Source organism: Spongiivirga sp. MCCC 1A20706, assembly GCF_046524175.1.
GTDB lineage: Bacteria > Bacteroidota > Bacteroidia > Flavobacteriales > Flavobacteriaceae > Spongiivirga.
Genome location: NZ_JBEFZF010000002.1, coordinates 507,485 through 532,063, shown reverse-complemented (window position 1 = coordinate 532,063; position 24,579 = coordinate 507,485). Strand labels below are relative to the sequence as shown.

20 protein-coding genes are annotated in these 24,579 nt (G+C 37.8%); 12 read left to right on the top strand and 8 right to left on the bottom strand.

What is annotated here, in order from left to right; genetic code table 11:
* The first annotated feature begins 15 nt into the window (after positions 1–15).
* From ABN763_RS06495 to ABN763_RS06480, 4 genes are all read left to right on the top strand, one after another.
* Complete coding sequence (locus ABN763_RS06495; protein ID WP_410484628.1) at positions 16–1,692, top strand: DUF4270 domain-containing protein; 1,677 nt, start codon at positions 16–18, stop codon at positions 1,690–1,692.
* A 164-nt stretch (positions 1,693–1,856) separates the two neighbouring features.
* Positions 1,857–3,704 carry a glutamine--fructose-6-phosphate transaminase (isomerizing) gene (gene glmS / locus ABN763_RS06490; RefSeq protein WP_410484627.1) on the top strand — a complete coding sequence of 616 codons (1,848 nt, stop codon included), beginning with the start codon at positions 1,857–1,859 and terminating at the stop codon, positions 3,702–3,704.
* 97 nt (positions 3,705–3,801) lie between these two features.
* Complete coding sequence (locus ABN763_RS06485) at positions 3,802–6,666, top strand: TonB-dependent receptor (protein WP_410484626.1); 2,865 nt, start codon at positions 3,802–3,804, stop codon at positions 6,664–6,666.
* A gap of 17 nt (positions 6,667–6,683) precedes the next feature.
* Positions 6,684–8,204: a G-D-S-L family lipolytic protein gene (locus ABN763_RS06480; protein ID WP_410484625.1), complete on the top strand. Its 1,521-nt coding sequence runs from the start codon at positions 6,684–6,686 to the stop codon at positions 8,202–8,204.
* Positions 8,205–8,286: 82 nt separating this feature from the next.
* On the opposite strand, the gene ABN763_RS06475 is transcribed toward ABN763_RS06480, so the two are convergent.
* A complete protein-coding gene (locus ABN763_RS06475) occupies positions 8,287–9,552 on the bottom strand; it encodes a sterol desaturase family protein (RefSeq protein WP_410484624.1) in 1,266 nt (421 codons plus the stop codon).
* Between the two features lie 262 nt (positions 9,553–9,814).
* Here ABN763_RS06475 and atpD point away from each other — a divergent pair, with 262 nt between their 5' ends.
* Both atpD and ABN763_RS06465 read left to right on the top strand, forming a co-directional pair.
* Positions 9,815–11,323, top strand: coding sequence for a F0F1 ATP synthase subunit beta (gene atpD, locus ABN763_RS06470; RefSeq protein ID WP_410484623.1), 1,509 nt, complete (start codon positions 9,815–9,817; stop codon positions 11,321–11,323).
* Positions 11,324–11,335: 12 nt separating this feature from the next.
* A complete protein-coding gene (locus ABN763_RS06465) occupies positions 11,336–11,629 on the top strand; it encodes a F0F1 ATP synthase subunit epsilon (RefSeq protein ID WP_410484622.1) in 294 nt (97 codons plus the stop codon).
* A gap of 89 nt (positions 11,630–11,718) precedes the next feature.
* Here ABN763_RS06465 and ABN763_RS06460 read toward each other — a convergent pair whose 3' ends face one another.
* The 4 genes from ABN763_RS06460 to ABN763_RS06445 form a co-directional block, all read right to left on the bottom strand.
* Positions 11,719–12,249, bottom strand: coding sequence for a GNAT family N-acetyltransferase (locus ABN763_RS06460; protein WP_410484621.1), 531 nt, complete (start codon positions 12,247–12,249; stop codon positions 11,719–11,721).
* Positions 12,246–14,060 carry a M61 family metallopeptidase gene (locus ABN763_RS06455; RefSeq protein WP_410484620.1) on the bottom strand — a complete coding sequence of 605 codons (1,815 nt, stop codon included), beginning with the start codon at positions 14,058–14,060 and terminating at the stop codon, positions 12,246–12,248. The genes ABN763_RS06460 and ABN763_RS06455 overlap by 4 nt, the downstream gene beginning before the upstream one ends.
* Positions 14,061–14,162: 102 nt before the next feature.
* Positions 14,163–14,378, bottom strand: a complete 216-nt coding sequence (locus ABN763_RS06450; protein WP_410484619.1) for a helix-turn-helix domain-containing protein — start codon at positions 14,376–14,378, stop codon at positions 14,163–14,165.
* Positions 14,379–14,380: 2 nt separating this feature from the next.
* Complete coding sequence (locus ABN763_RS06445) at positions 14,381–14,893, bottom strand: DUF2975 domain-containing protein (RefSeq protein ID WP_410484618.1); 513 nt, start codon at positions 14,891–14,893, stop codon at positions 14,381–14,383.
* 139 nt (positions 14,894–15,032) lie between these two features.
* Between ABN763_RS06445 and ABN763_RS06440 the strand changes: the two genes are divergently transcribed.
* From ABN763_RS06440 to bioA, 3 genes are read left to right on the top strand one after another with little or no spacing between them, the layout of a single operon-like run.
* Positions 15,033–16,223, top strand: a complete 1,191-nt coding sequence (locus ABN763_RS06440) for an aminotransferase class I/II-fold pyridoxal phosphate-dependent enzyme (protein ID WP_410484617.1) — start codon at positions 15,033–15,035, stop codon at positions 16,221–16,223.
* 40 nt (positions 16,224–16,263) lie between these two features.
* Positions 16,264–16,890, top strand: a complete 627-nt coding sequence (bioD, locus tag ABN763_RS06435; protein ID WP_410484616.1) for a dethiobiotin synthase — start codon at positions 16,264–16,266, stop codon at positions 16,888–16,890.
* A 38-nt stretch (positions 16,891–16,928) separates the two neighbouring features.
* Positions 16,929–18,197 carry an adenosylmethionine--8-amino-7-oxononanoate transaminase gene (bioA, locus tag ABN763_RS06430; protein WP_410484615.1) on the top strand — a complete coding sequence of 423 codons (1,269 nt, stop codon included), beginning with the start codon at positions 16,929–16,931 and terminating at the stop codon, positions 18,195–18,197.
* Here the strand turns inward: bioA and ABN763_RS06425 are convergent.
* On the bottom strand, positions 18,177–18,608 hold the full coding sequence (locus ABN763_RS06425) for a cytochrome c oxidase assembly factor Coa1 family protein (protein WP_410484614.1): 432 nt from the start codon (positions 18,606–18,608) through the stop codon (positions 18,177–18,179). The genes bioA and ABN763_RS06425 overlap by 21 nt on opposite strands.
* A 49-nt stretch (positions 18,609–18,657) precedes the next feature.
* Here ABN763_RS06425 and ABN763_RS06420 point away from each other — a divergent pair, with 49 nt between their 5' ends.
* The 3 genes from ABN763_RS06420 to ABN763_RS06410 all read left to right on the top strand — a co-directional run bounded on the left by ABN763_RS06420 (position 18,658) and on the right by ABN763_RS06410 (position 22,213).
* Entirely contained in the window at positions 18,658–19,815 is a 1,158-nt protein-coding gene (locus ABN763_RS06420; RefSeq protein WP_410484613.1) for a beta-ketoacyl synthase N-terminal-like domain-containing protein, read from the top strand.
* A 366-nt stretch (positions 19,816–20,181) separates the two neighbouring features.
* Entirely contained in the window at positions 20,182–21,282 is a 1,101-nt protein-coding gene (gene bioB, locus ABN763_RS06415; RefSeq protein WP_410484612.1) for a biotin synthase BioB, read from the top strand.
* A 61-nt stretch (positions 21,283–21,343) separates the two neighbouring features.
* Positions 21,344–22,213 carry a cupin-like domain-containing protein gene (locus tag ABN763_RS06410; RefSeq protein ID WP_410484611.1) on the top strand — a complete coding sequence of 290 codons (870 nt, stop codon included), beginning with the start codon at positions 21,344–21,346 and terminating at the stop codon, positions 22,211–22,213.
* 5 nt (positions 22,214–22,218) lie between these two features.
* Here the strand turns inward: ABN763_RS06410 and ABN763_RS06405 are convergent, their stop codons facing one another.
* Both ABN763_RS06405 and ABN763_RS06400 read right to left on the bottom strand, forming a co-directional pair.
* Positions 22,219–22,695 (bottom strand): regulatory protein RecX, encoded by a 477-nt coding sequence (locus ABN763_RS06405; RefSeq protein WP_410484610.1) that lies wholly within the window; start codon positions 22,693–22,695, stop codon positions 22,219–22,221.
* Between the two features lie 62 nt (positions 22,696–22,757).
* Positions 22,758–24,302, bottom strand: coding sequence for an Rne/Rng family ribonuclease (locus tag ABN763_RS06400; protein ID WP_410484609.1), 1,545 nt, complete (start codon positions 24,300–24,302; stop codon positions 22,758–22,760).
* Positions 24,303–24,579: the final 277 nt, after the last annotated feature.

Here is a 24,579-nt window from a genome sequence, read left to right as displayed (position 1 = left end):
AAAACAACAATTTAAATGAAGCGATTAATCAATGCCGGTTATACGGTATTTAGTTTTGTACTTATTATATTAATGTCTAGTTCTTGCGAACAAGAGTTCAATACAATAGGGGCTGACGTCATAGGTGGGGGTGATTTTAATGTGGAAAGTGTGACCATTAATGATCTGTTTTTAACAAATACAAAATTAGGTCCGGTACGAAGTAATTTTTTACCATTGTACCAACTAGGTACTAGGCAAGATGCTACTTTTGGTAGAAGAACTGCGACAGTAGCGTCTCAACTAAGATTAGTTTCCGGAACAGGAACAAATTACAACCCTAGCTTTGGTAATTTTAGTCAGGAACAAGAAGACATCAATGCGGCCGATACAGACCCACTTACTTTAGATGAGAATGAACGTGTATTAAATGCTTATTTAGATATTCCTTTTTTTAGTACAGTCACTGAGACTTCTGATGAAGGCAGCACCTACGAATTAGATTCGATTTATGGAAATCAAAATGTTCCATTCAATATGAAAGTGGAGGAATTAACCTTCTTTTTAAGAAGCTTAGACCCTGATAATGACTTCCAACAAATACAACAATATTATACGTCTACCGAAGAAGTCATGGGTGGACCAACTAATCCTACTCCAATCTTTGCGGACTTTACCGGTACTGTGCTTTTTGAAGGAGAAACTTCTATAAACGATGAAGAAATTGAAGTTGAAAATCCTGAACCAGACGCCGAGGGCAACACAGTGATTGACGAGCGCTTAACTCCTAGACTTAGAGTACCACTTGATTCAACTTTTATACAAACACGTATTTTAAACGCAGAAGGCACTAGTGTTCTATCTACCGATAGTGAATTTACCGATTATTTACGCGGAATTTATATTACCACCCAACATACTGAAGACTTGCTTATGTTGTTGGATTTTGCCAATGCCAACATTCGTATCGAATATGAATTTGATGAAATTGACACCAACAATACACTAGACGATCCTAGCGATGATACTATAGTACAAGATCAAGACACCTTTTTAATTCCTTTAAGCGGAAATGTAATTAACGTTTTTGAAGACGAGCTAAACCCTTCTATTGACGCTGCCATTACAGACACTACGGAGCCCGAAAGATTATATATTAGAGGTGGCCAAGGTATGATGACTCAAGTGAAATTGTTTGATGAGAATGAAGAGGATACCCCAGTACTCGATCAGCTAAAGGCAAATGATTGGTTAATAAATCAAGCCAACCTGATTTTTTATGTTGATCAAGTTTCTAGTTTAGATACCTTACCCCCAAGGTTGTACCTATATGATCTTGAAAATGACACTACATTGTTTGATTATCTTATTGATCCAACTTCCTCATCAGCAGCTAATGAAAGAGCCACATCTCGAAGTATTTACGATGGTATTTTAGATGAATCTGATGATGACGGACCCTTTTATCGATTCGGAATCACATCGCATTTGAGCAATGTGATTAGGAGAGATTCAACCAATATAAAACTTGGACTCTCGCTAACATCAGACATTACTAATATTAATATTTCAAGACCGCTTTCCGATCAGGATATTTCTACACCAGAAGCAGCAGTAGTAAACCCTTTTGGTGTTGTTCTTTTTGGAAATAGTTCTTCAGTTCCTGCCAACAAACGAGCTAAACTTGAACTGTTTTACAGCGAAGTAAATTAAATCTTTACTGAATAGCTAATTTCACTAATGGTGTAATAACGATAATGAGTGCCTACTTATCGAGTTTTTTTCTAGTAGCTAGGTAAATGAATCAATTTCGCACCTTATATTAATTAAATTCTTGTTGCGAATCACAATAAGAACCGAATCTTATTTATTTACATATGTGTGGTATAGTTGGTTATATAGGTCATCGAGATGCATATCCTATCATTATTAATGGTTTAAAACGATTAGAGTATAGAGGGTACGACAGTGCCGGAATTGCATTATATGACGGAAACGATGTTCAACTAGCCAAAACCAAGGGCAAAGTTGCCGACCTCGAGGAGCGTGCTGAGAACGAAATTAAAGCAAAAGGAAGTTTAGGGATTGGGCATACCCGATGGGCTACTCATGGTGTGCCAAATGATGTAAACTCCCACCCACACTACTCAAATTCAGGAAATCTAGTAATCATTCATAATGGGATTATAGAAAATTATGATGCGATTAAACAAGAGCTTATAAAAAGAGGATATACTTTCAAATCTGATACTGATACAGAGGTTTTAATTAATCTTATTGAAGAGATCAAGAAAAATGAAGGCGTAAAACTTGGTAAAGCCGTTCAAATCGCATTAAATGAAGTTGTAGGTGCTTACGCTATTGCTGTTTTTGATAAGACAAAACCAAATGAGATAGTAGTTGCCCGGCTTGGTAGCCCATTAGCCATTGGAGTTGGAGAAGATGAATTTTTCATTGCGTCAGATGCTACTCCGTTTATTGAGTTTACCAAAAACGCGATTTACTTAGAAGATGAAGAGCTTGCTGTTGTTAGAAGAGGTAAAAAAGTTAAGGTTCGCAAAATTAAAGATGATAGTTTAGTTGATCCTTATATTCAAGAACTACGTCTTAATATTGAACAAATAGAAAAAGGTGGTTATGACCACTTCATGCTGAAAGAGATTTACGAGCAACCAAAAGCAATTCGTGATACGTACAGGGGTCGTTTGTTGAGAGAACAAGGTCTTATTAAAATGACTGGTATTGAGGACAATATGAAAAAGTTCTTAAATGCTGATCGTATACTTATCGTCGCTTGTGGTACATCATGGCATGCTGGCTTAGTTGCTGAATATATTTTTGAGAGTTTCGCAAGAATACCGGTTGAAGTAGAATACGCTTCCGAATTTAGATATCGCGACCCTATAATTACGGAAAAAGACGTACTGATTGCTATATCCCAATCGGGAGAGACAGCAGATACTTTGGCCGCCATTAAGCTTGCAAAGTCTAAAGGAGCATTCGTATTTGGGGTCTGTAATGTCGTTGGATCCTCTATCTCAAGAGAAACACACGCTGGTGCCTATACCCATGCAGGACCGGAAATCGGGGTAGCATCAACAAAAGCATTTACGACTCAGATAACAGTACTAACCTTAATTGCCCTAAGACTGGCGAGAGCCAAAGGCACCGTAACTAACAGTGAATATCGCACGCATTTATTAGAGTTAGAACTTATTCCTGAAAAAATAGAAAAAGCATTAGAATCTGATGACTTGATTAAAGAAATTGCTGCTATTTATAAAGATGCGCCGAATTGTTTGTATTTGGGGCGTGGCTATAACTTCCCAGTAGCACTCGAGGGCGCCTTAAAGCTCAAAGAAATTTCATATATACATGCGGAAGGATATCCTGCCGCTGAAATGAAGCATGGTCCCATTGCTTTGATTGACGAGCACATGCCTGTCGTTGTTATCGCAACTAGAAAAGGCCACTACGAAAAAGTAGTAAGTAATATCCAAGAGATCAAGTCTCGTAAAGGAAAAATCATTGGTGTTGTTTTTGAAGGTGATAAAGAAGTAAAAGGGCTTGCAGATCATGTAATTGAAATACCAGAAACTGAAGAGGCACTTTCTCCATTGCTGACTACCATACCATTACAGCTATTATCATATCATATTGCAGTAATGAGAAATTGCAATGTTGACCAGCCTAGAAATCTTGCGAAATCTGTAACCGTAGAGTAACTTTTATCCTATAACGTTAATTTCTTAACGTTATATTAAGCATTTGGCAAAAAAGTGTATATTGGGTGGCAAATTCAAAGTAACCAATAACACTTATATGAGAACACTCTTTTCTTTATGCCTGTTACTTTTTTGTGCAATAAGTTTTGCACAAACAAATGTAACAGGAAAAGTGGTTGATGAAAATGATCAACCCATTCCCGGTGCAAATATCAAATTGACAGGTCAGGCTGTAGGGGCGGTAACAGATTTTGATGGGAATTTTAGTTTAAAAGTCGATCAAAATCCCCCTTTTGAAATTCAAGTATCCAGTATCGGTTTCGCAACACAAACCGTTCAAATTACGCAGAACAATCAAAACATCACTGTTAAGCTAAAAGAAGATGTTGCTCTTTTGGATGAAATTGTAGTGTCGGCTTCCAGAACTCCGGAACGTCTTTTTGAATCTCCTGTAACCGTAGAAAGAGTTGGGGTTACAGAAATCAAAAACTCGGCTACAGCTAACTTTTATGACGGGTTAGAAAACTTAAAAGGTGTCGACCTTAACACGGGTAGTTTAACCTTTAAATCGGTTAACACTCGCGGTTTTGCAACCTTTGCAAACACTCGCTTTGTACAACTTCTAGATGGTATTGACAACTCATCACCAGCACTTAATTTCGTTATAGGAAACTTAGTTGGTATGAATGAGCTTGACGTAAATAGTATTGAGCTATTACCCGGAGCATCTTCTGCCCTTTACGGTGCAAATGCTTTTAACGGTATTTTGTTTATGACTAGTAAAAATCCTTTTAATCATGAAGGAATTAAAGCATATGCTAAAACCGGAATCACTTCTTCTGAAGATGCTGGGGACAATAATTTTTATGATTTTGGTATTCGAGCGGCTAAAAAGTTTAGTGAAAGATTCGCTGCCAAGGCCAATTTCTCTTACTTGCAAGGTACAGACTGGTTTGCTACCGACACTAGACAATACTCTGATGTAAGAACAAGAATAGGTGAACCAGATGAAATATTTGAAAAATCAGCAGATCGTTTAGATCATGATGGGTTAAATATTTATGGTGATGAAATTAGCACTGCTGCAGTGGGAACAGACCTGCGTGGGGTGGCGCAATTACTGGAAGCTCAAGGTTTAATTCCTGCAGGAGCTAGTGCTCTTGTGCCAGCAGTAAATGTAGCTAGAACAGGTTATCTTGAACAGGAGCTTACAGACTACGACGCAAGGAGCATCAAGTTTGATGCAGCACTACATTATCGTCCATTCGCAAACGATATTGAAGTTATTTGGAATTCCCGAATAGGTAAAGGAAACACCATTTACCAAGGAGCCAATAGATACCAGCTTAAAAATTTCATTTTACAGCAACACAAGTTAGAAATTAAAGGTGATAATTTTTTCGTAAGAGGATATACTACCTCTGAAGATGCGAAGGACTCGTATGATTTACGTTTTACGGGTATTAATATGAATCGTGTGAACGCAACTGAATGGTTCGGAACCTACGCAGGTGCTTACTTACAGTCTACTCTAGCGGGAGCTACTGATGCCGATTCGCATGCAGCTGCACGAGTTGCCGCTGATGCCGCATTTACACCACAACCCGGAACTCCTGAGTTTCAAAGACTTTTTGATCAGGTTACCTCTGATCCTGATATCTCAACCGGATCAAAATTCTTAGACAATACAAAAGTATATCATGCAGAGGGTAATTATAATTTCTCTAGCTTATTAAATGATGCTGCCGATGTGCAAGTTGGTGCTTCGTACAGACAATACTCACTAAATTCTCAAGGTACTATCTTTACTGACTTTGATGGCCCAATCGAATATGATGAATATGGTGCATACGTACAAGGTGTAAAAAAATTCGGAGAAGATGAAAGATTGCGATTAACAGGATCACTGCGTTACGATAAAAACCAGTTTTTTGATGGTAATTTTTCACCAAGATTATCTATCGGATATTCTGCCGGTGAAAACAAGCAACATAATATTCGTGCATCGTTCCAAACAGGATTTAGAAATCCTGATACACAGTCGTTATTTATTGGTTTCGATGTAGGACGTGCCACTTTAGTAGGTTCGTCTCCTGACAACTTAGACAGACCATTACCAAATACTGACCTTGTAGGACGTGATGTTTATTTTGATTCATACTCCTTAAATTCAGTTCAAGACTTTAGTGCAGCGGTAGCAGCTGCTGTTCCAGGAATTTTAGCAGCGAACCCAGGCATTACATTAGAACAGGCACAAGGACTTGCAGTGCAGCAAAATGCTGGCATTTTAACTCCTGAAACAACGGGATTAGTTCAGCCAGAAAAAGTTACCGCTTTTGATATTGGATATCGTGGTAAGTTAGGTGATGTTACTTCTGTTGACGTAAATGCATACTACAACATATATGATGGTTTTATAAATCAGCGTAACGTAGTAACTCCTGTTACCGGAAGCACTACAGATGCAACCGGTGTTGCTGATATTGCTACTGGCAATTTCCAAGTATTTCAAACATATACTAACTCGTTAGCAGATGTTTCTTCGTACGGTTTAATATTTGGAATCAACACTAAACTATTAGATAAATTTGATGTTGGTTTAAATTATACACTTGCAAAATTTGATTTCGACCAAAGTACAGATCCAGGTTTCAAGGCAGGATTTAACACTCCTGAGCATAAGGTGAAGGTTTCTTTGGGAAGCACCAACTTATTTGACAACTTTGGTTTTGGCATCAACGCAAGGTGGAGTGACGAGTATTTCTGGCAAGCCAGTATTGCAAACGCAGTAATTCCTTCAAGAACATTGCTTGACGCACAAATAAACTACACTGTACCAAGCATAAAGTCTCTATTTAAAGTAGGGGGCTCAAATATCTTAGGCGATGAGTACATTACCGCTCCAGGATCTGGTAATGTAGGGTCTCAGTTCTATATTTCTTGGACAATCAATAATCTTTAAGCCAAATCAGATACATTATGATAATCAAAAATTCAAAATATATAGCACTTGCATTTGGTGCATTAGGTTTCGTAGCATGTAATGATGACTTACTACCTACAGGAACAGAAATCGAAGAAGCTGAGGCAATAGAAGTTTCAGCAGGTTCAGCTGATTTTTCGAACTTTGTTGCGATCGGTAACTCACTGACTGCAGGCTTTATGGATGGAGCATTGTTTGCTGCTGGTCAGCAGAATTCTGTACCAAACCAATTAGCGCAACAATTTGCTAAAGCAGGTGGTGGTGATTTCACACAACCATTAATGAATGATAATATTGGTGGCTTATTGCTTGGCGGAAACCAAATACAAGAACCTCGCTTATTTTTTGATGGTTCTGGTCCGGTACGCTTAGACGCAATGCCAACAACCGATCTTGCAACAAACAACCCATCAGGGACTTTTAATAACTTAGGGATACCGGGAGCAAAGAGTTTTCATTTATTGGGTCCTAATTACGGTGAACTTGCAGGGGTGCCTATGGGAACCGCAAATCCTTATTTCGCAAGAATAACGAACGGTGCTGCAGGTAATTCTCCCTTAGATTTGGCACTAGCTCAAAATCCAAGCTTCTTTTTATTATGGATTGGAAATAACGACGTACTAGGCTACGCTACTTCGGGTGGTGATGGTAGCGATCCTATTACACCCCTAGACGGTATGCCTGGTGTTGGCTTTACCGCTACATATAATACCTTAGTTGGTGCATTAACCGCTGGCGGCGCGCAAGGGATCGTAGCTAATATTGCTGACGTTACAAGTATCCCGTTTTTCACGACCGTACCTCATAATCCAGTGCCTTTAGATGAGGCAACCGCTGGTGCTGTGAATCAAGCGTATGCTGCCTATAATGGTGGTTTACAACAAGCATTAGCTGCATTAGCAGGTACTGGCTTATTAACACAAGAAGAAGTTGATCGTAGAACAATAAGTTTTACTGCCGGAGAAGGGAATGCGGTTGTTATTGAAGATGAAACCTTAACCGACCTTGGAGCAATTAACCCAGCTTTTGCTGCTTTACCGCAAATTCGCCAAGCAACAGCTGAGGATTTGCTAATACTACCTGCATCAAGCTTTATTGGAACATTAGCTGATCCTAATAATCCACTTTCTGTAAACGGTGTGGCCATACCACTATCGGATAGATGGGTATTAATACCAAGTGAACAAGAAGAAATTGCAACGGCAACAGCTGCTTTCAACGATGTTATTCGTGCTGCTGCAGATCAAGCAGGACTTGCATTTTTCGATGCAAATGCTACCCTTAGACAATTAACTGTAGGCGGCGTTGGTTTTGGTAATTTTACTCTTACCGGTAGTTTAGTTACAGGTGGTGCTTTTTCTCTGGATGGTGTGCATCCAGGAGCTAGAGGGTATGGCTTGACGGCACAAGAAATGCTTCGAGCAATTGATGCTACTTATGGCTCTAACTTTATAGCAGCTGGTGCAGTGCCTGATGCTGGAAGTTTACCTACTAACTTTCCGCCGACACTTCAATAAAACTTATAACATTTAAAACATAGAAACCGTCTAAAAGTATTTTTAGACGGTTTTTTGTTTCCAAAGCGGCCAAAACATAATATTATGTCGTTGCTAAATTTCTTGTCTTAAATTCGTTTAATAAAAAATAGCCAGTAACAAATAACGATATTGATAAATACAGCCCAATTATATATGAAGCAAATGGAACAATAGCATCTAGTCCAAACCAACCATCAACTTGTATTAACAAATAAACCCCAAAACAAAACTTGATAATCTCAGCATATAAAGCTAAAATATGTTGATCCATAAGTGAAGTATAAGCAAATATTGATACCATTAAAAACAATGCGTATAACACAATTTGTGTCATACTTAAATCAGCAACGCTAATCAACAAAAAGTACATCAGCACTAATGTGAATACTAACTGAAACCATCCCCACAGAACAAAAAATAAGGAACCTGAGGTCCGGTATTTTTCCATCGAAAAAGGATCGTCTACAATAGAAATCGGATATTTGATCTTTACATCTTTCGGTCTCCAGCCCGTTGGCATAAACCAAATTCGCAGTTTATCCTTCCAACTTTTAGTTCTCCAAGCATCTTTGACGATTCCCCATAGATGCATAAAATTGATTAGAAGCGGATTCCAAGTTCTTACGGGTTTTTTAACTCCATATACAGGAGGTACATCAGCCAACTCTTTCTGAAAAGTACCGAAAAGCTTATCCCAAAAAATGAATATCTCTGAATAATTTTTATCCAAATACTCATCATTTATAGCATGATGCACACGATGGTGTGAGGGTGTTACTATAATGTATTCCAAAAAGCCCATTTTATTAATAAGCCTGGTATGATACCAAAACTGGGCAAAAAAATGAATAGGTGCTACTACTGCAACCACTTCGGTAGGAATTCCTAGCAATGCCATTGGCACATATAAGAAAAAATATACTCCAACCACCGCCGAAACACTTTGTCTCAAAGCACAGGCTAGATTAAACTCTTCACTACTATGGTGAATAATATGCCTATTCCAGAATACATTGATAGTATGATTAAATCGGTGAGACCAGTAACCAGCAAAATCATGGCCAATAAAACAAGCTATATAGACCAAAACGGTCGATTTAATACTAAATATGGCCAAATGAGATTCCATCCACTCATAACTCACAATTACCACAGTCAGACCCATCAAAGTTTTCAAGGTATTTGTAAGACCAGAGCTAATACTAGAAATAGTATCTAGGCCGTAGTTAACTTGCTTTTTCATAAGTACACTGATCCCATACTCAAGAAGAATGAGCATTGCAAAACCAGGAATCGCATAGCTCAGAGCCGTTGCATAGGTCTCCATAGACAAAAAATTCGTTTTCTATTAGTTGTTACTGCAAGTTATTAAAGATATAAAACTTTTAAAATCATTTAAAACCTGTAAAAATGATCCGGAAAAAATAGCCGTTTTAATTGCTCAAAAAACATAATAAAAAAAAGGAAATTGTAGCTATTGTTTTTTAAGATAAAAACATATCTTTGCAGCCAAAATTCAGATAGGCTTTTTGCCTTTAAAATCTGAATTTTAGACAACAAAAAACAACACTTTTAAATACAGAATAGTAATGTCTAAAGTTACAGGAAAAGTTGCACAGATCGTAGGTCCGGTTATCGATGTAGAATTTGAAGCTGGCACCGAACTTCCAAAAATTTATGATTCCTTAGAAATCGCGATGCCAAACGGTTCGCAGTTAGTACTAGAAGTACAATCTCACATTGGTGAAGATACTGTTAGAACCATTGCAATGGATTCATCTGATGGATTAAGTCGTGGAACTGAAGTTGTAGCTACTGGTGCTCCAATTCAAATGCCAATTGGTGACGATGTATACGGACGACTATTTAATGTAATCGGTGATCCTATTGATGGGATGGAAACGTTACCCAAAGCTGGAAAAGACGGACTTCCTATTCACCGTGAAGCACCTGCCTTTGAAGAATTATCAACTTCTACTGAAGTTTTATTTACCGGAATCAAAGTGATCGACTTGATCGAGCCTTATGCAAAAGGTGGTAAAATTGGTTTATTCGGTGGTGCTGGTGTTGGTAAGACAGTATTGATTCAAGAATTAATTAATAATATCGCTAAAGGTCACGGTGGACTTTCAGTATTTGCAGGTGTAGGTGAGCGTACTCGTGAGGGTAACGACTTACTTCGTGAAATGCTAGAGTCAGGCATTATCAAATACGGCGACGACTTTACGCACAGTATGGAAGAAGGCGGATGGGATCTTTCTAAAGTAGATAAAACTGCTATGAAAGAATCTAAAGCGACATTCGTTTTCGGTCAGATGAACGAACCTCCTGGAGCTCGTGCTCGAGTTGCACTATCTGGTTTAACAATTGCGGAATACTTCCGTGATGGTGCTGGTGACGGTCAAGGTAAAGATGTTCTTTTCTTCGTAGATAACATCTTCCGTTTTACACAAGCAGGTTCTGAGGTTTCGGCACTTCTTGGTCGTATGCCATCAGCAGTAGGTTATCAGCCAACCTTAGCAACTGAGATGGGTGCTATGCAAGAGCGCATTACATCAACTAAAAAAGGATCTATTACATCAGTACAAGCGGTTTACGTACCAGCTGATGATTTAACGGATCCGGCCCCTGCTACAACCTTTGCTCACTTAGATGCAACGACTGTACTTTCGCGTAAAATTGCTGAACTTGGGATCTATCCTGCGGTTGACCCTTTAGATTCTACATCACGAATTTTAACTGCAGATATTTTGGGTGATGAGCACTACGACTGTGCACAGCGCGTAAAAGAGCTACTACAACGCTATAAAGAATTACAAGATATTATTGCAATTCTTGGTATGGAGGAACTTTCTGAAGATGATAAACTTGCTGTAGGACGTGCTCGTCGTGTACAGCGTTTCTTATCGCAACCATTCCATGTAGCTGAGCAATTTACTGGTATCCCTGGTGTGTTAGTAGATATTAAAGAAACAATCAAAGGATTCAACATGATTATGGATGGTGAGTTAGATCACCTTCCTGAAGCTGCTTTCAACCTTAAAGGTACTATAGAAGAAGCTATCGAATCTGGAGAGAAAATGCTTGCAGAAGCGTAATTAATTGAGATTATGTATTTAGAAATCGTATCGCCGGAAGCAACTTTATTCAGCGCAAATGTTGACTCTGTTGTTGTACCTGGTATTAATGGTGAGTTTGAAATGCTTGAAAATCACGCACCGATCGTTTCTTTATTAGGTGAAGGTATGGTAAAGGTTCGTGTACACAGTCAGGAACATAAGAGTTTTGATGAATTACCAGATGTTATTGTTCCTTCTGCAAACGATGCAAAGGTATTGACATTAAATATTCAGTCAGGCACCATTGAAATGAAAGATAACAAGGTTATTGTTTTAGCTGATTAAGTTAAAACTACTTTCAAAATATGAAATCCCAAATTCCAATCAAGGAGTTTGGGATTTTTTCTTTTTAACCCTTTATACCTGAAATCTCCTCATTCGTTCCATTCCCAAACGATAAACATCCAATCAACCTCATCATTTGATTCAATAACATTAAAACCTACTGCTTTATGTGCGTTTAACGATCTAATATTTTGTTTTGCCACAATAGTAATTAATGGGTCGTATTGATTTCGATAACACTCTCTCATATGGGTATACAAATCTCTAAAAACACCTTTACCTCGATAGTGCTCATCGACACAAACCTGTCCCATCACCAAATATCTACGGTCAGGAAAAAGCCTATCAGCCATTTTAAACATTCCGTCTAACAGCGGAATATCTTCTTTAAAATCGACCAGCATACTTAAAGTAAAGCCAACAACACGATCTTCATCCTTAGCAATTATATGAGGACAGGCATCATTCATACGCTTTAAAAGCGAAAATTCATGCTTTAAGGTTACGAAACCATCGGATAATTGTTTGTTTTGATCAATCTGATCTTTCAAATTTTCAGACTGAAGCCTCAAAATTTGGTGCAGTTCGTTATCCGTATATGCCTTGCAATATGAAATCATTTTATTTTCACTTTTGAAGATAGCCAAGCCTCTCTTTTCTTCAATGCTTTTTTACTTAGTTTCCCTCCAGCATTCTCTAACAATCGTATCGCATAACGCGATCCCTTGTCTAATTGTACTCTTGCTTGTTGGTTTCTTCCAAAACGAACAAACTCAACCAAAATTTGATCACCGGGTTTGAATGAACCGAAAATTTCTGCCGCATTAGTGCCTCTTATTAACTCGCCATTGACTTTTAACAGCTCATCACCTTTAATCAAACCTGCACGATAGGCCGCTTGATCTTGATACGGATTACTCGATATTATTACTTTATCATCTACCATACGAATCCTAGCGCCAAATCCTGGTGCTTCTTTATTCTGCTCAAGCTTCACTCCTACTGAATTAAAAAGCGCTTGATAATCTGGCATAGCACTCGTATATATGTAATTGTTAAAAAAAGCATCAGCAAATTCTTTACCTGCATATTGTTCTAGTCCTTGTTGAAGATTAGGAATAGTATATGGTTGTTCATTTTTACCAAAGCGGTTCCATAACATTTTCATATAACCATCAAGATCTAGACTTCCTTTAGTTCGTAAGGAAAGATCCAAAGCCAGCCCAAGCATGCTTCCATAAGAATAATATGATATGAAGGTATTTTCCCTATTTACAGGATCAACGGATGTTGCCGCATCGACAAACGGTGCCTGATAGCTCATTTCAATGGGGTTAAAATATGTCAACGCTGGTGAATTCCAAACATAGTTAAACGTACCGCTTAAGCCCTCTATATATTCTTTTTGTGTTCGTAAACCTGCTCGACATAAGATTAAATTGGTATAGTAGCTAGTAAAACCTTCAGCAAACCAGAGCTCGCCACTCATATTGGCATTTTCAAAATCAAAAGGCTCTAAACTTTTTGGTCGAATACGCTCTACATTCCACGCATGGAAAAACTCGTGGGATACCGTCCCTAAATTTCGTTTCATCCCCCCCTTGGCTAAACTTCTGGTTGAAGTTAAAATAGTACTATTTCTATGCTCCATGCCATCCCCTGACACATTGGGCATATAACTAGCCAAAAAAGTATATTCACCAAAATCGAATTTAGGAAGCTCTCCAAAAACCGCTTCTTCTTCTGCAACAATTTTCTTTACACTTTCAAAATACTCATCAAGTTCAGTTTCTGAACCTTGATGTAGCAATACAAAATTTATTTTTTGAATTTCCTTTCCTTTTCCAACTAAAAAACTCCTTTTTGAGAAATTGCTCAACATAATCGGACTATCCATGAAATAATAAAAGTTAGGCGCCATGAACTTGTTGCCACTGATCTTTTTAAGTTGAGTAGCCACGCGCCAACCAAGATCATCATGCACATCAAAATACATCAAAATAGCCCGACTGCTCAATGCTGGGGCGTACATAAATGTCGCTGGAATATTTAAGTGAGCATGGGTTTCATCAATTTGGCTATAGGTACCATCTGCCCTATTGGCGAAAAGCGTATAAGACAATTCAATAACGCCATCATGCCCAGAAATGATCCATTGATACGGGTCGGGTCTGGTGATAAGAAGCGGACTACCTTTACTATCTAACGCTCGAACATTAAACACATTTTTCGCAAACTCGTGCAATGCATAGCGCCCTGGCGAAGTACGACTCATTCTTACTGAAATATCTTCAGCAGGAAGATCTCTAAAAATTGCTGTTATCTCTGCCTCATGATTTACTGCATGCGGGAATGAAACCTCGTATACCACAGGGGCTTGAGCAAATGAAAAATGAGATATAAGCAACAGAAGACCAATAAAACGAAACATACATTTTTATTTTACGCTTAAAAGTAGTCTTAGCTTTAAACTTCTACAAACAATAATTTGGTAATCGTTATTTTTTCATCGTAATATCGCAATACTACGATGTTAGCTGATGTTATCCTTTGAAAACTCAAGAATATCTGCAGGCTGGCAATCTAATGCTTTGCATATTGCCTCTAAAGTTGAAAACCTGATCGCTTTTGCTTTCCCTGACTTTAATATAGAGAGATTGGCCGTAGTAATACCAACAATCTCCGCTAAATCTTTACTTTTCATTTTCCGCCTAGCAAGCATCACGTCCAAATTTACGATAATGGGCATACTTAAATAGTTAAATCATTTTCTTGTTGTAATCGAAAACCTTGTCTAAAGATTGCCGAAATAAATCCTGAGAAAACCGCAATCAGCACGTGGAACATTCCATATACAACCTCATCGTTTAGAGCACCCCCTCCAATGGTGAGGACACCCACAAAAGTTGCAACAGGAAACAACAAGTTGATGTACGTAAACTGATCAAGTTTTTTAATAGTACCATGTGTAAATAAGACCTTAGATTTAAAGGTCTTCAAAATGCGAGACAGCAACAGAAAAAACAGTAAGTAGTAAGCCAGAAATAAGAAAAGTACTAGAACAGTCTTTAAATCCAAAGCTCCCATTACATAACTTTCTATAAATGGGATTTTAATCTTGAATCTGTTGTTGTCTGTTAACTCAAATTGTTGAAATACTAATGCATAGCCAATAAAAGCAATGAACAATCCGTTGATGATCACAACTCCCAGCGCTACAAAGTACAACAACTTTGAAATTGATTTATTTCCAAACATTTTCATAAAGCTAATTTTGTATAGTTAAATCACTTTTATTTTTAGTTGAAAAGTTGTCCAAATATATAAAAATTATTGATAAACAATAATTTTTTATTTTAAAATGATATTTTTTAATACCTGCACAAGGTGTTATCTTTACCAAATGCTGCCAAAAAAACTACGGAAAAAACTAGATAAAAGAAATGAAGAAAATGCCATCCGTTCCTTACCAAAGCAATCTGATCTGATCGATTTTTCGTCAAATGACTACCTAGGACTCGCAAAGGACGCTACCATTTTTGAAAGTACTCATCAATACCTGATAGATAAAGAAATCATTGAAAACGGTGCCACTGGATCTCGACTACTATCAGGAAATCATTCACTTTATCAAAAGGTAGAGCAACTACTCTGCAATTTTCATGAGTCGGAAGCCGCGCTTGTATTTAATAGCGGGTACGATGCAAACATTGGTTTTTTTTCATCAGTACCACAAAGAGGAGATCTTATTTTATATGATGAATTGATACATGCCAGCATAAGAGATGGAATAAAAATGAGTAATGCTAAAAGTTTTAAGTTTAGGCATAACAATTTTGAAGACATACAGAGCCATTTGGAGCGAGGGTCTTATATACAAAAAGATGTTAGTGCATCTACTCAAAATGAAATCTATATTGTCACCGAATCTGTTTTTTCGATGGATGGAGACACACCGGACTTAAAAGCGTTAGCTCACATATCAAGAAAATACAACTGCCGGTTGGTCATCGATGAAGCACACGCTATTGGTGTCCATGGTTCTGGATTAGTGCAACAACTAAATTTACAAAAGGATGTTTTTGCACGAATTGCTACCTTTGGTAAGGCATTAGGTGGTCATGGAGCTGCCATTATTGGGTCTTCTGATCTAAAATCATACCTGATTAACTTTGCTCGAAGTCTAATGTACACTACAGGACTTCCACCTCATTCGTTAGCTACTATTTTAATGGCATACGAACATTTAAAAAACAACGTACTTCTCTCACCAGTGAAAGGCACTAAGGTTCAGGTGCCTTCCAACATTCAACAACTTCGAAATAACATCGAATATTTCAAAACTCAAATCTCATCATTAGGTTTAACAGAAAATCTTATTCCTAGCAATTCAGCTATTCATTGCGCCATCGTGCCTGGAAACGAAAGCGTTAAGGCATTGGCAATTAGCCTTCAAAAAAATGGTTTTAATGTGAAGCCTATTCTTTCTCCTACTGTTCCGAAAGATCAGGAGCGCCTTCGATTTTGTCTTCATTCTTATAATACTAAAGACCAAATTAAACAGGTTTTGGCATTGTTAAAAGAAGCATTGTAAATACTTCGGAAACTAAACTTGGCTTCGTTATTTTTGTGATATGAACAGCCAAAAAATTTTCGTTACCGGAATTTCAACCGAAGTCGGCAAAACCATTGCTTCAGCGATTATTGTGGAATCGCTAAAGGCTGATTATTGGAAACCGATTCAATCGGGGGATTTAGATAATTCTGATACTCACAAAATAGAGAAGTTAATATCAAACGATCAATCGGTTTTTCATCCAAATAGTTATGCATTGCAGACTCCTATGAGCCCACATGCAGCTGCCGAGATTGATAACGTTCGAATAATATTAAAAGATATTAAGACCCCAAATACAAGTAACACACTTGTAATTGAAGGTGCAGGTGGGCTTCTTGTGCCTTTAAATGATAAGCAGACCATTGCCGATATCATACTACCTAAATACAAAATAGTGCTAGTGAGCCGTCATTATCTAGGAAGTATTAATCACACATTACTATCTATTGAATACTTAAAAAGCAAAGGTCATGAAGTAGCTGGAATTATTTTTAGCGGTGATGAACATCCAACAACTGAAGCAATTATCAAAAAAATGGGCAAAGTTCCCGTTATAGGCCGCATTGATGAAGAGCCTTATTTTGATAAAAATGTTATCAAGGAATATGCTGAACGATTTAAATCAAATCTGAAAAATTTATAACATTAAGTGTCGCCTCGAGGGAAGTCGAGGGGTTTTCTATGACTATATCAAAACGCGATAAAAAATACATTTGGCACCCACTAGTACAACACAAGTTGTATGATGAAATGCTTGCAATAAAAAGTGCTAAAGGAGTCATTTTAACTGATGAATCTGGCAACGCATACATCGATGGAATATCATCATGGTACACTGCTGTCTATGGCCATTGCAATAAGTTTATAATCAGTCGAGTGACCGAGCAAATGAAACAGCTTGACCAAGTGGTTTTTAGCGGGTTTACTCATGAGCCTGCTGTTCGATTATCTGAAGCTCTAATTGATATTCTACCAGATAATCAAGAAAAATTGTTCTTTTCGGACAATGGATCTACCGCCACTGAAATCGGCATTAAAATGGCATTACAATATCATTTTAATAAAGGCAATAAGCGCAATATCTTAATAGCCTTTGAAGAAGGGTTTCATGGTGATACGTTTGGTGCCATGTCGGTATCCGGTCTTTCCGTTTATAATGGTCCGTTTGAAGAGTATTTTATTGATGTCGAACGTATCCCTGTTCCAATTGGGGAGAACAATAAAGAGGTTCTATCTGCCCTTAAAAAGTTAATAGCAAAAGGAAACATCGCAGGATTCGTATTTGAACCCATAGTGCAAGGTGCTGCAGCAATGAAAATGCATGATACAAGAGGACTTGATGCCTTAATTAAACTGTGTAAAGAAAATGATGTAATTACTGTTGCCGATGAAGTGATGACCGGTTTTGGAAAAACCGGTACTTATTTCGCATCTGATCATTTAACCTACAAGCCTGATGTTATTTGCATGTCAAAAGCACTAACCGCCGGCTTACTTCCAATGGCAATAACCAGTTGTACCCAAAAAATATTTGACGCTTTTTATGATGATGATATTGGTAAAGGATTATTTCATGCACACACTTATACGGCAAATCCATTATCGTGTACGGCCGCCATTGCGGGAATCGAATTACTAAAGTCGGTTGAAATTCAAGAGAATATCAAAAATATAATTTGCTGGCATCGACAATTTGGACAACGAATAGCATCACACCCAAAAGTAAAAAGCGTACGACAAACAGGAGTAATCTTTGCGTTGGATTTAGCTGTTGAAATGGCACGCTATGGAAACTTAAGAGATCGGCTATATAAGTTTTTTATGAAAAATGGTGTTTTCTTAAGACCTCTGGGTAGCACAATTTATATCTTAGCACCATATATTATTACCAAAGAGCAAATGACCAAGATCTATGATGTGATAGAACAATCATTCGAGATTCTCGAGTAAATCAGGTAGCAAATCAATATGCTCTTCTGATTGATCAGTGATAACATATAGCTTTTCATAGGACCACTCATCATCCTCTTTAGTACCCAAAACATAAACTCTACCCGCTCCCTTAGGTCCCTTTATAGGAATATTGAAATCTGCTTTTCCGACACCGTTAGAGAAATTTAGTGAACCGTTCATCATACCATCTGTATCGATGGGTTCACCAAGAGCATCGATCACTAATTCGTTTTTCGATACTTCTTCCATAGCCAACTCATAGGGCTCAGATCCTGTTAGCGCTTCAGACACTCCAAAGATCAAGGCACCAATACCAAATACAAATAGTAAAATAATTGTGAGACAACCACCTAACGGCACGGCCCAAATCCAATTTCGACCGAACCAACTTTTTTTGTTTTCTTCCATGACTTATGAGTATGATAAAACTTATTTTTGTTTCAAATTTTAGTAAAAATTGCAACAACCAATTTCGATTACAGGTCTTTCATCAATTTCGCCACTTGGTCGTAAGCGTTCTCAAATATGGGAATCTTATTTAAAAGATGGGCACATGTTTACTTTAAAAGAAACAAAAAAAGGTCCTGCTCCTGTTGCTTCGTTAAAAGATCGCGACAAAGATGTCATTAATAAGCTAAGAAATTCAGAATCAAAATATGAACATTTAGACGATTCCGTTTTGTATGCGATTTATGCGGCTCGTGAGACCATTTTGGAAGCTGGTTGGAAATCAGATTCTGATTTCGGAATAAACATAGGATCATCTCGAGGAGCAACATCTCTATTTGAAAACTATCATGAGTATTTTTTAAAAAAAGGGGCCGCAAAAACACTTACTTCTCCCACCACAACTTTAGGCAATATTTCTTCTTGGGTAGGCCATGATCTGCAATCAAAAGGGCCAGAAATCAGCCATTCGATAACATGTTCTACCGCATTACACTCCATGTTGAATGGAGCCGCATGGTTACAAAGCGGATTGACCGATAAGTTTCTAGTTGGCGGTAGTGAAGCAGCGTTGACCAACTTCACTATAGCGCAAATGCAAGCCCTTAAGATTTACTCAAAAGACATAAATGACACCTTTCCTTGTCGAGCACTTGATCTCGATAAAAAAAATAATAGCATGATTCTAGGTGAAGGCGCTGCAATGGCCTGTCTCGAACTTGGCAAAAAAGAAAATGCAATAGGAACAATATCAGGAATAGGTTACGCCACTGAACCTTTGCAACATAATATATCGATTTCTACCGATGCTAATTGTTTTCAGCGTTCGATGCAAATGGCAATAAAGGATATGGGCGAAGAAAATGTCGACGCTATCGTGATGCACGCCCCCGGCACAATTAAAGGTGATTTAGCTGAACACAATGCGATACAGAAAATATTTTGTAACAGAATTCCCTTTTTAACTACAAATAAATGGAAGGTAGGTCACACATTCGGTGCTTCTGGGATGCTGAGTGTTGAATTGGCCATTCTCATGTTACAGCATCAACAAGCTATTGAAGTTCCCTACATTGCACCGCAAACCAAACCCAACAAACTGAACAATATCCTAGTAAATGCAGTTGGTTTTGGAGGGAATGCGGTATCGATCTTATTATCCAAATAAGCAAGAGGGAGTCCTCTTAAGAACAGGAAAATAACTAACCTTTGCTATCTACCCGCAAGATTCTTAATAATTTACAGATTTTTTCTTGTTAACCAATTAATACTTATACCTAAGACAGTAACTCATTGGTAGAAGTCTTGTGAATAAGCCTGGTGATATTTAACGGTTAAACCCCTCATCAATTAAGCGCAATAGGTTATTTTTGATATATGATCACGGCTTAGGGATTGCAGCGGCATCCTTTTTCATGTCATCCTGAGCGCAGTCGAAGGAGACTTGAAAAAGATATAGCGGAAAGCCCGGCCCTACGTAGTTCTAATGTAATTAGAACGAAGTAGGGAAAGCTCCACAACAACCAAACGACTGATGAGTACAATACGACATAACTGGACAAAAGAGGAGATATTGGCTATTTACAATAAGCCTTTAATGGAGTTATTATATGAAGCTGCCACAGTGCATCGTGAGTTTCACGATCCGAACACAGTGCAGGTTTCTACCTTATTATCAATAAAAACTGGTGGCTGTCCAGAAGATTGTGGATATTGCCCACAAGCAGCGAGATACCATACTGATATTGAAGGCAACGACCTGATGAGTGTTCAGCAAGTGAAAGCACAAGCATTACGAGCAAAGTCTTCAGGAAGCAGCCGAGTTTGCATGGGTGCCGCTTGGAGAAACGTAAAAGATGGCCCTGAATTTGATCAAGTTTTAGAAATGGTGCGCACAATTAATAAGCTAGATATGGAGGTATGTTGCACGCTGGGTATGGTTACCGAAAATCAGGCGAAACGTCTAGCAGAAGCCGGTTTGTACGCTTACAACCATAATCTTGACACATCAGAGGAATATTATAAAGAAGTTATTTCTACACGTGGTTATGAGGACCGCTTGGAAACAATTGATAATGTTCGAAAAACCAATGTTACCGTGTGCAGTGGCGGTATTATTGGTATGGGCGAGGCTGTAGAAGATCGTGCAGGAATGCTGGTAGCCCTTTCTACATTGAATCCTCAGCCAGAATCAGTACCAATTAATGCTTTAGTGGCGGTTGATGGCACCCCCATGGAAGATGAAACGCCGGTTGAAATTTGGGAGATGATACGTATGGTAGCGACTACAAGAATTGTAATGCCGGAAACTCAGGTTAGACTTTCAGCAGGACGCACTAATATGTCACGCGAAGGGCAGGCAATGTGCTTTTTTGCTGGAGCCAACTCAATTTTTGCAGGTGACAAATTACTGACGACACCAAACCCTGATGTTAATGAGGATATGGAAATGTTTAAAATGCTTGGACTGAATCCGCAAAAACCATTTATTAAGAAAATGCAACCACAGACTGTGGAAGCAGCCGACTCTCAATACGAATCATTAGGTGAAAAACCGAAATGGACCAGACCAGAACATACCATTGATCGGAATGAAGAAGCAAAGCAAAAAGGTAAGTTAGCATCCAAACTTTAAGATATCGTTTGGAAACCTTTTGTTAACTTTGGGCATTCATCAAGCTTAAATCGATTTACATTTGGGATTGCAACTACAAGATATACCCCGGGTAGAAACCATTACCAAGAAAGATTTTATTAGTAATTACTTCAGACCTCAAAAACCTGTGGTAATTGAACGTTTCATAGAAGATTGGCCTGCGTATTCTAAATGGAATTTAGAATATATGAGCGAAGTTGCTGGCACCTTAGAAGTTCCTCTCTACGACAATAGGCCGGTTAAACACGATGAGGGGTTTAATGAGCCTCATGCCAAAATGAAAATGAGTGATTATATCGCTCTACTTAAAAGGGAACCTACAAAATACCGCATTTTTTTATGGAATATTTTAAAGGAAGTACCAGAACTACAACAGGACTTTACATTTCCTGATTTCGGACTTCGTTTAATGAAGGGACTACCCATGTTGTTTTTTGGTGGAGAAGATTCCTATACCTTTATGCATTATGATATCGATCTCGCTAATATTTTTCATTTTCATTTCGAAGGGAAAAAACAATGTATTCTTTTTGATCAAGAACAAAGCAAATACTTATATAAAGTACCTCACTCTTTAATCACAAGAGAAGATATTGATTTTGCTAATCCCGATTTTAATAAGTGGCCCGCGCTAAAACGTGCAAATGGTCATGTTGCCAATCTTGAACATGGTAACATACTATATATGCCAGAAGGCTACTGGCATTATATGAGGTACTTAACCCCAGGTTTTTCAATGAGTTTACGTGCTATTGCCAGAAACCCGAAAAACTTGAGCAAAGCGATTTATAATGTTTTTGTAATGCGCCATTACGACAACTGGATGCGAAAACGAAAAGGCCAAGCGTGGATTGATCATAAAAATGAACAAGCGATTGTTAGAACACATGCTACACTAGGTATTTCTTAGAATTTTTATTTAATGAGTTGATTGATCTTCTCATAGACCAGATGGGATTCCCAGCCTCTATATAACAAATAATCCGCTAGTTTTTTTTTCTTCTTATACGGGTTTTTATCCGTGAGTTGAGCTAATCTTTTTTTGGCAAGTGCATCTAAAGTTTCGAAGTAAGCATGAGAGTCGATTTCTTTTAAAGCCTTATCGATATTGTATTTCGAAATATCACGAAGTTTTAGTTCTCTTACAATCCGATTTCTCCCCCACTTTTTGATATTGAATTTTCCTCGTGCAAAACTCTGTGCAAAGCGCTGCTCGTTTAGGAAGTTGTGCTCAATTAAATGCGAAACTATCGTGTCAATAGCAAGAGGAATCATGTTCATATTTTTCAATTTAGTAATCACCTCTTTATGACAACGATCTTGGTAAGCGCAGTAGGCTTCAAGTTTTCTTTTTGCTTCAGTAACAGTATATGACCCAATGTTTCGTTTCACAAAACGAAGATATCATTTCTACAAAACAAAAAAGCCCATTTCGAAAACGAAACGGGCTTCTTCTATTTTAAAACTGTACCACTTTCATCTTTAAAGTGGTACTCTAAATACGTGTAAGCATCTCTAGGTAATATTTTTACCCATTTTTTGTGTTCAAAAAGCCATTTTGAACGGATGGATGGAAATCCTTTGGTCAAATAGGCTGCAATAAACGGATGCGTATTGAGCGCTATTTTCTTGTTTTTATTGTTTGACAATATTCTCTCCAGATCATGGTTAATTTTATCGACAATTACGATAGGGGCTTCTACTTCGCCTCCGTTTCCGTTAGGATTTTCCTCCCTTGTCTTAATTGCCATTTCTGGTCGAACTCGTTGTCTCGTAATTTGTATCAATCCAAACTTACTTGGCGGCAAGATTTTGTGTTTGGCCCTATCTTCTTTCATTTCATTTCTTAAATGATCGAATAAGGTACGTCGGTTAGCTGCATTGTTCATGTCGATAAAGTCGATAACAATAATACCTCCCATATCGCGTAAACGAAGTTGCCTAGCAATTTCACTTGCTGCAATTAAGTTTACTTCTAATGCTGTATCTTCCTGATTTTTAGCTTTGTTAGAACGATTACCGCTATTTACATCAATAACATGTAATGCTTCGGTGTGTTCTATCACCAAATACGCCCCACGACTCATAGAGACTGTGCGACCGAAAGATGTTTTAATTTGCCTTTCTATCCCATATTTTTCAAATATGGGTACTTTAGACCGATAGTGTTTTACGATTGATTCTTTGTTAGGTGCAATTTTATGCACATAGTCTTTAATTTCTTGATAAAGCTGTTCATCATCAACCTGTATTCCCGTAAAACTATCATTAAATATATCCCTGAGGATTGATGATGCTCTACTTAATTCACTTAATACTTTTGATGGATGTTTTGCTCTATGCAATTTTTTGCACATTGCTGCCCATTTATTTAGCAGGTTTTGCAAGTCTTGATCTAGTTCAGCGACTTTTTTGCCTTCGGCTACGGTACGAATTATTACTCCAAACCCTTTCGGTCTGATGCTTTTTACCAATCGTTTTAATCGATCTTTTTCTTCTTTACTTTCTATTTTTTGAGAAACAGAAATACGATCAGAAAAAGGGACTAGTACCAAGTATCGACCAGCGATAGATAGCTCTGAGCTTATTCTAGGGCCTTTGGTCGAAATTGGTTCTTTAACGATTTGTACCAAGATTGACTGGTTGGCTTTTAGCACATCATTGATGGCGCCGTCCTTGTTAATCTCCGGTTCAAATGGGAAATCTTTTAAAGAATAATCTTTTAATTTACCTGTGCTTACACGTTTAATGAATTTTAATAAAGACGTAAGTTTTGGCCCTAAATCATGGTAATGCAAAAATGCATCTTTTTCATAACCCACATTAACAAATGCGGCGTTAAGTCCTGAAACGGGCTTTCTGATTTTGGCAAGAAAAATATCTCCTACCGAGAAATCATTGTTTTCAACCTCTTTATGTAATTCAATTAATTTTCCATCCTTTAATAAGGCAAAATCGTCAGCTGTGTTGCTAGATCGTACGATCAATTCTTTATTCACGCTGATCTGATTTTTATCCCGATAACAATCGGAATGGATTAAACATAAAGTTGAAAGTATATATACTTTCCGCAGTGATCAATGGCTTTGATCGCACTGCAATGTTATTATATCTGTCTATTGTACAGATACAATTCACAGGTTTAAATTCCTGTAGATACCTTAAGTATCTTTTTTCAAAGAACGTTTTTTGTTCAAATCAAAAAAAAAGTAGTTAGACTAACTACTTCTTTTTGTGGCGGTTTGCTCTACGGCGTTTCTTACGCTTGTGAGTGGC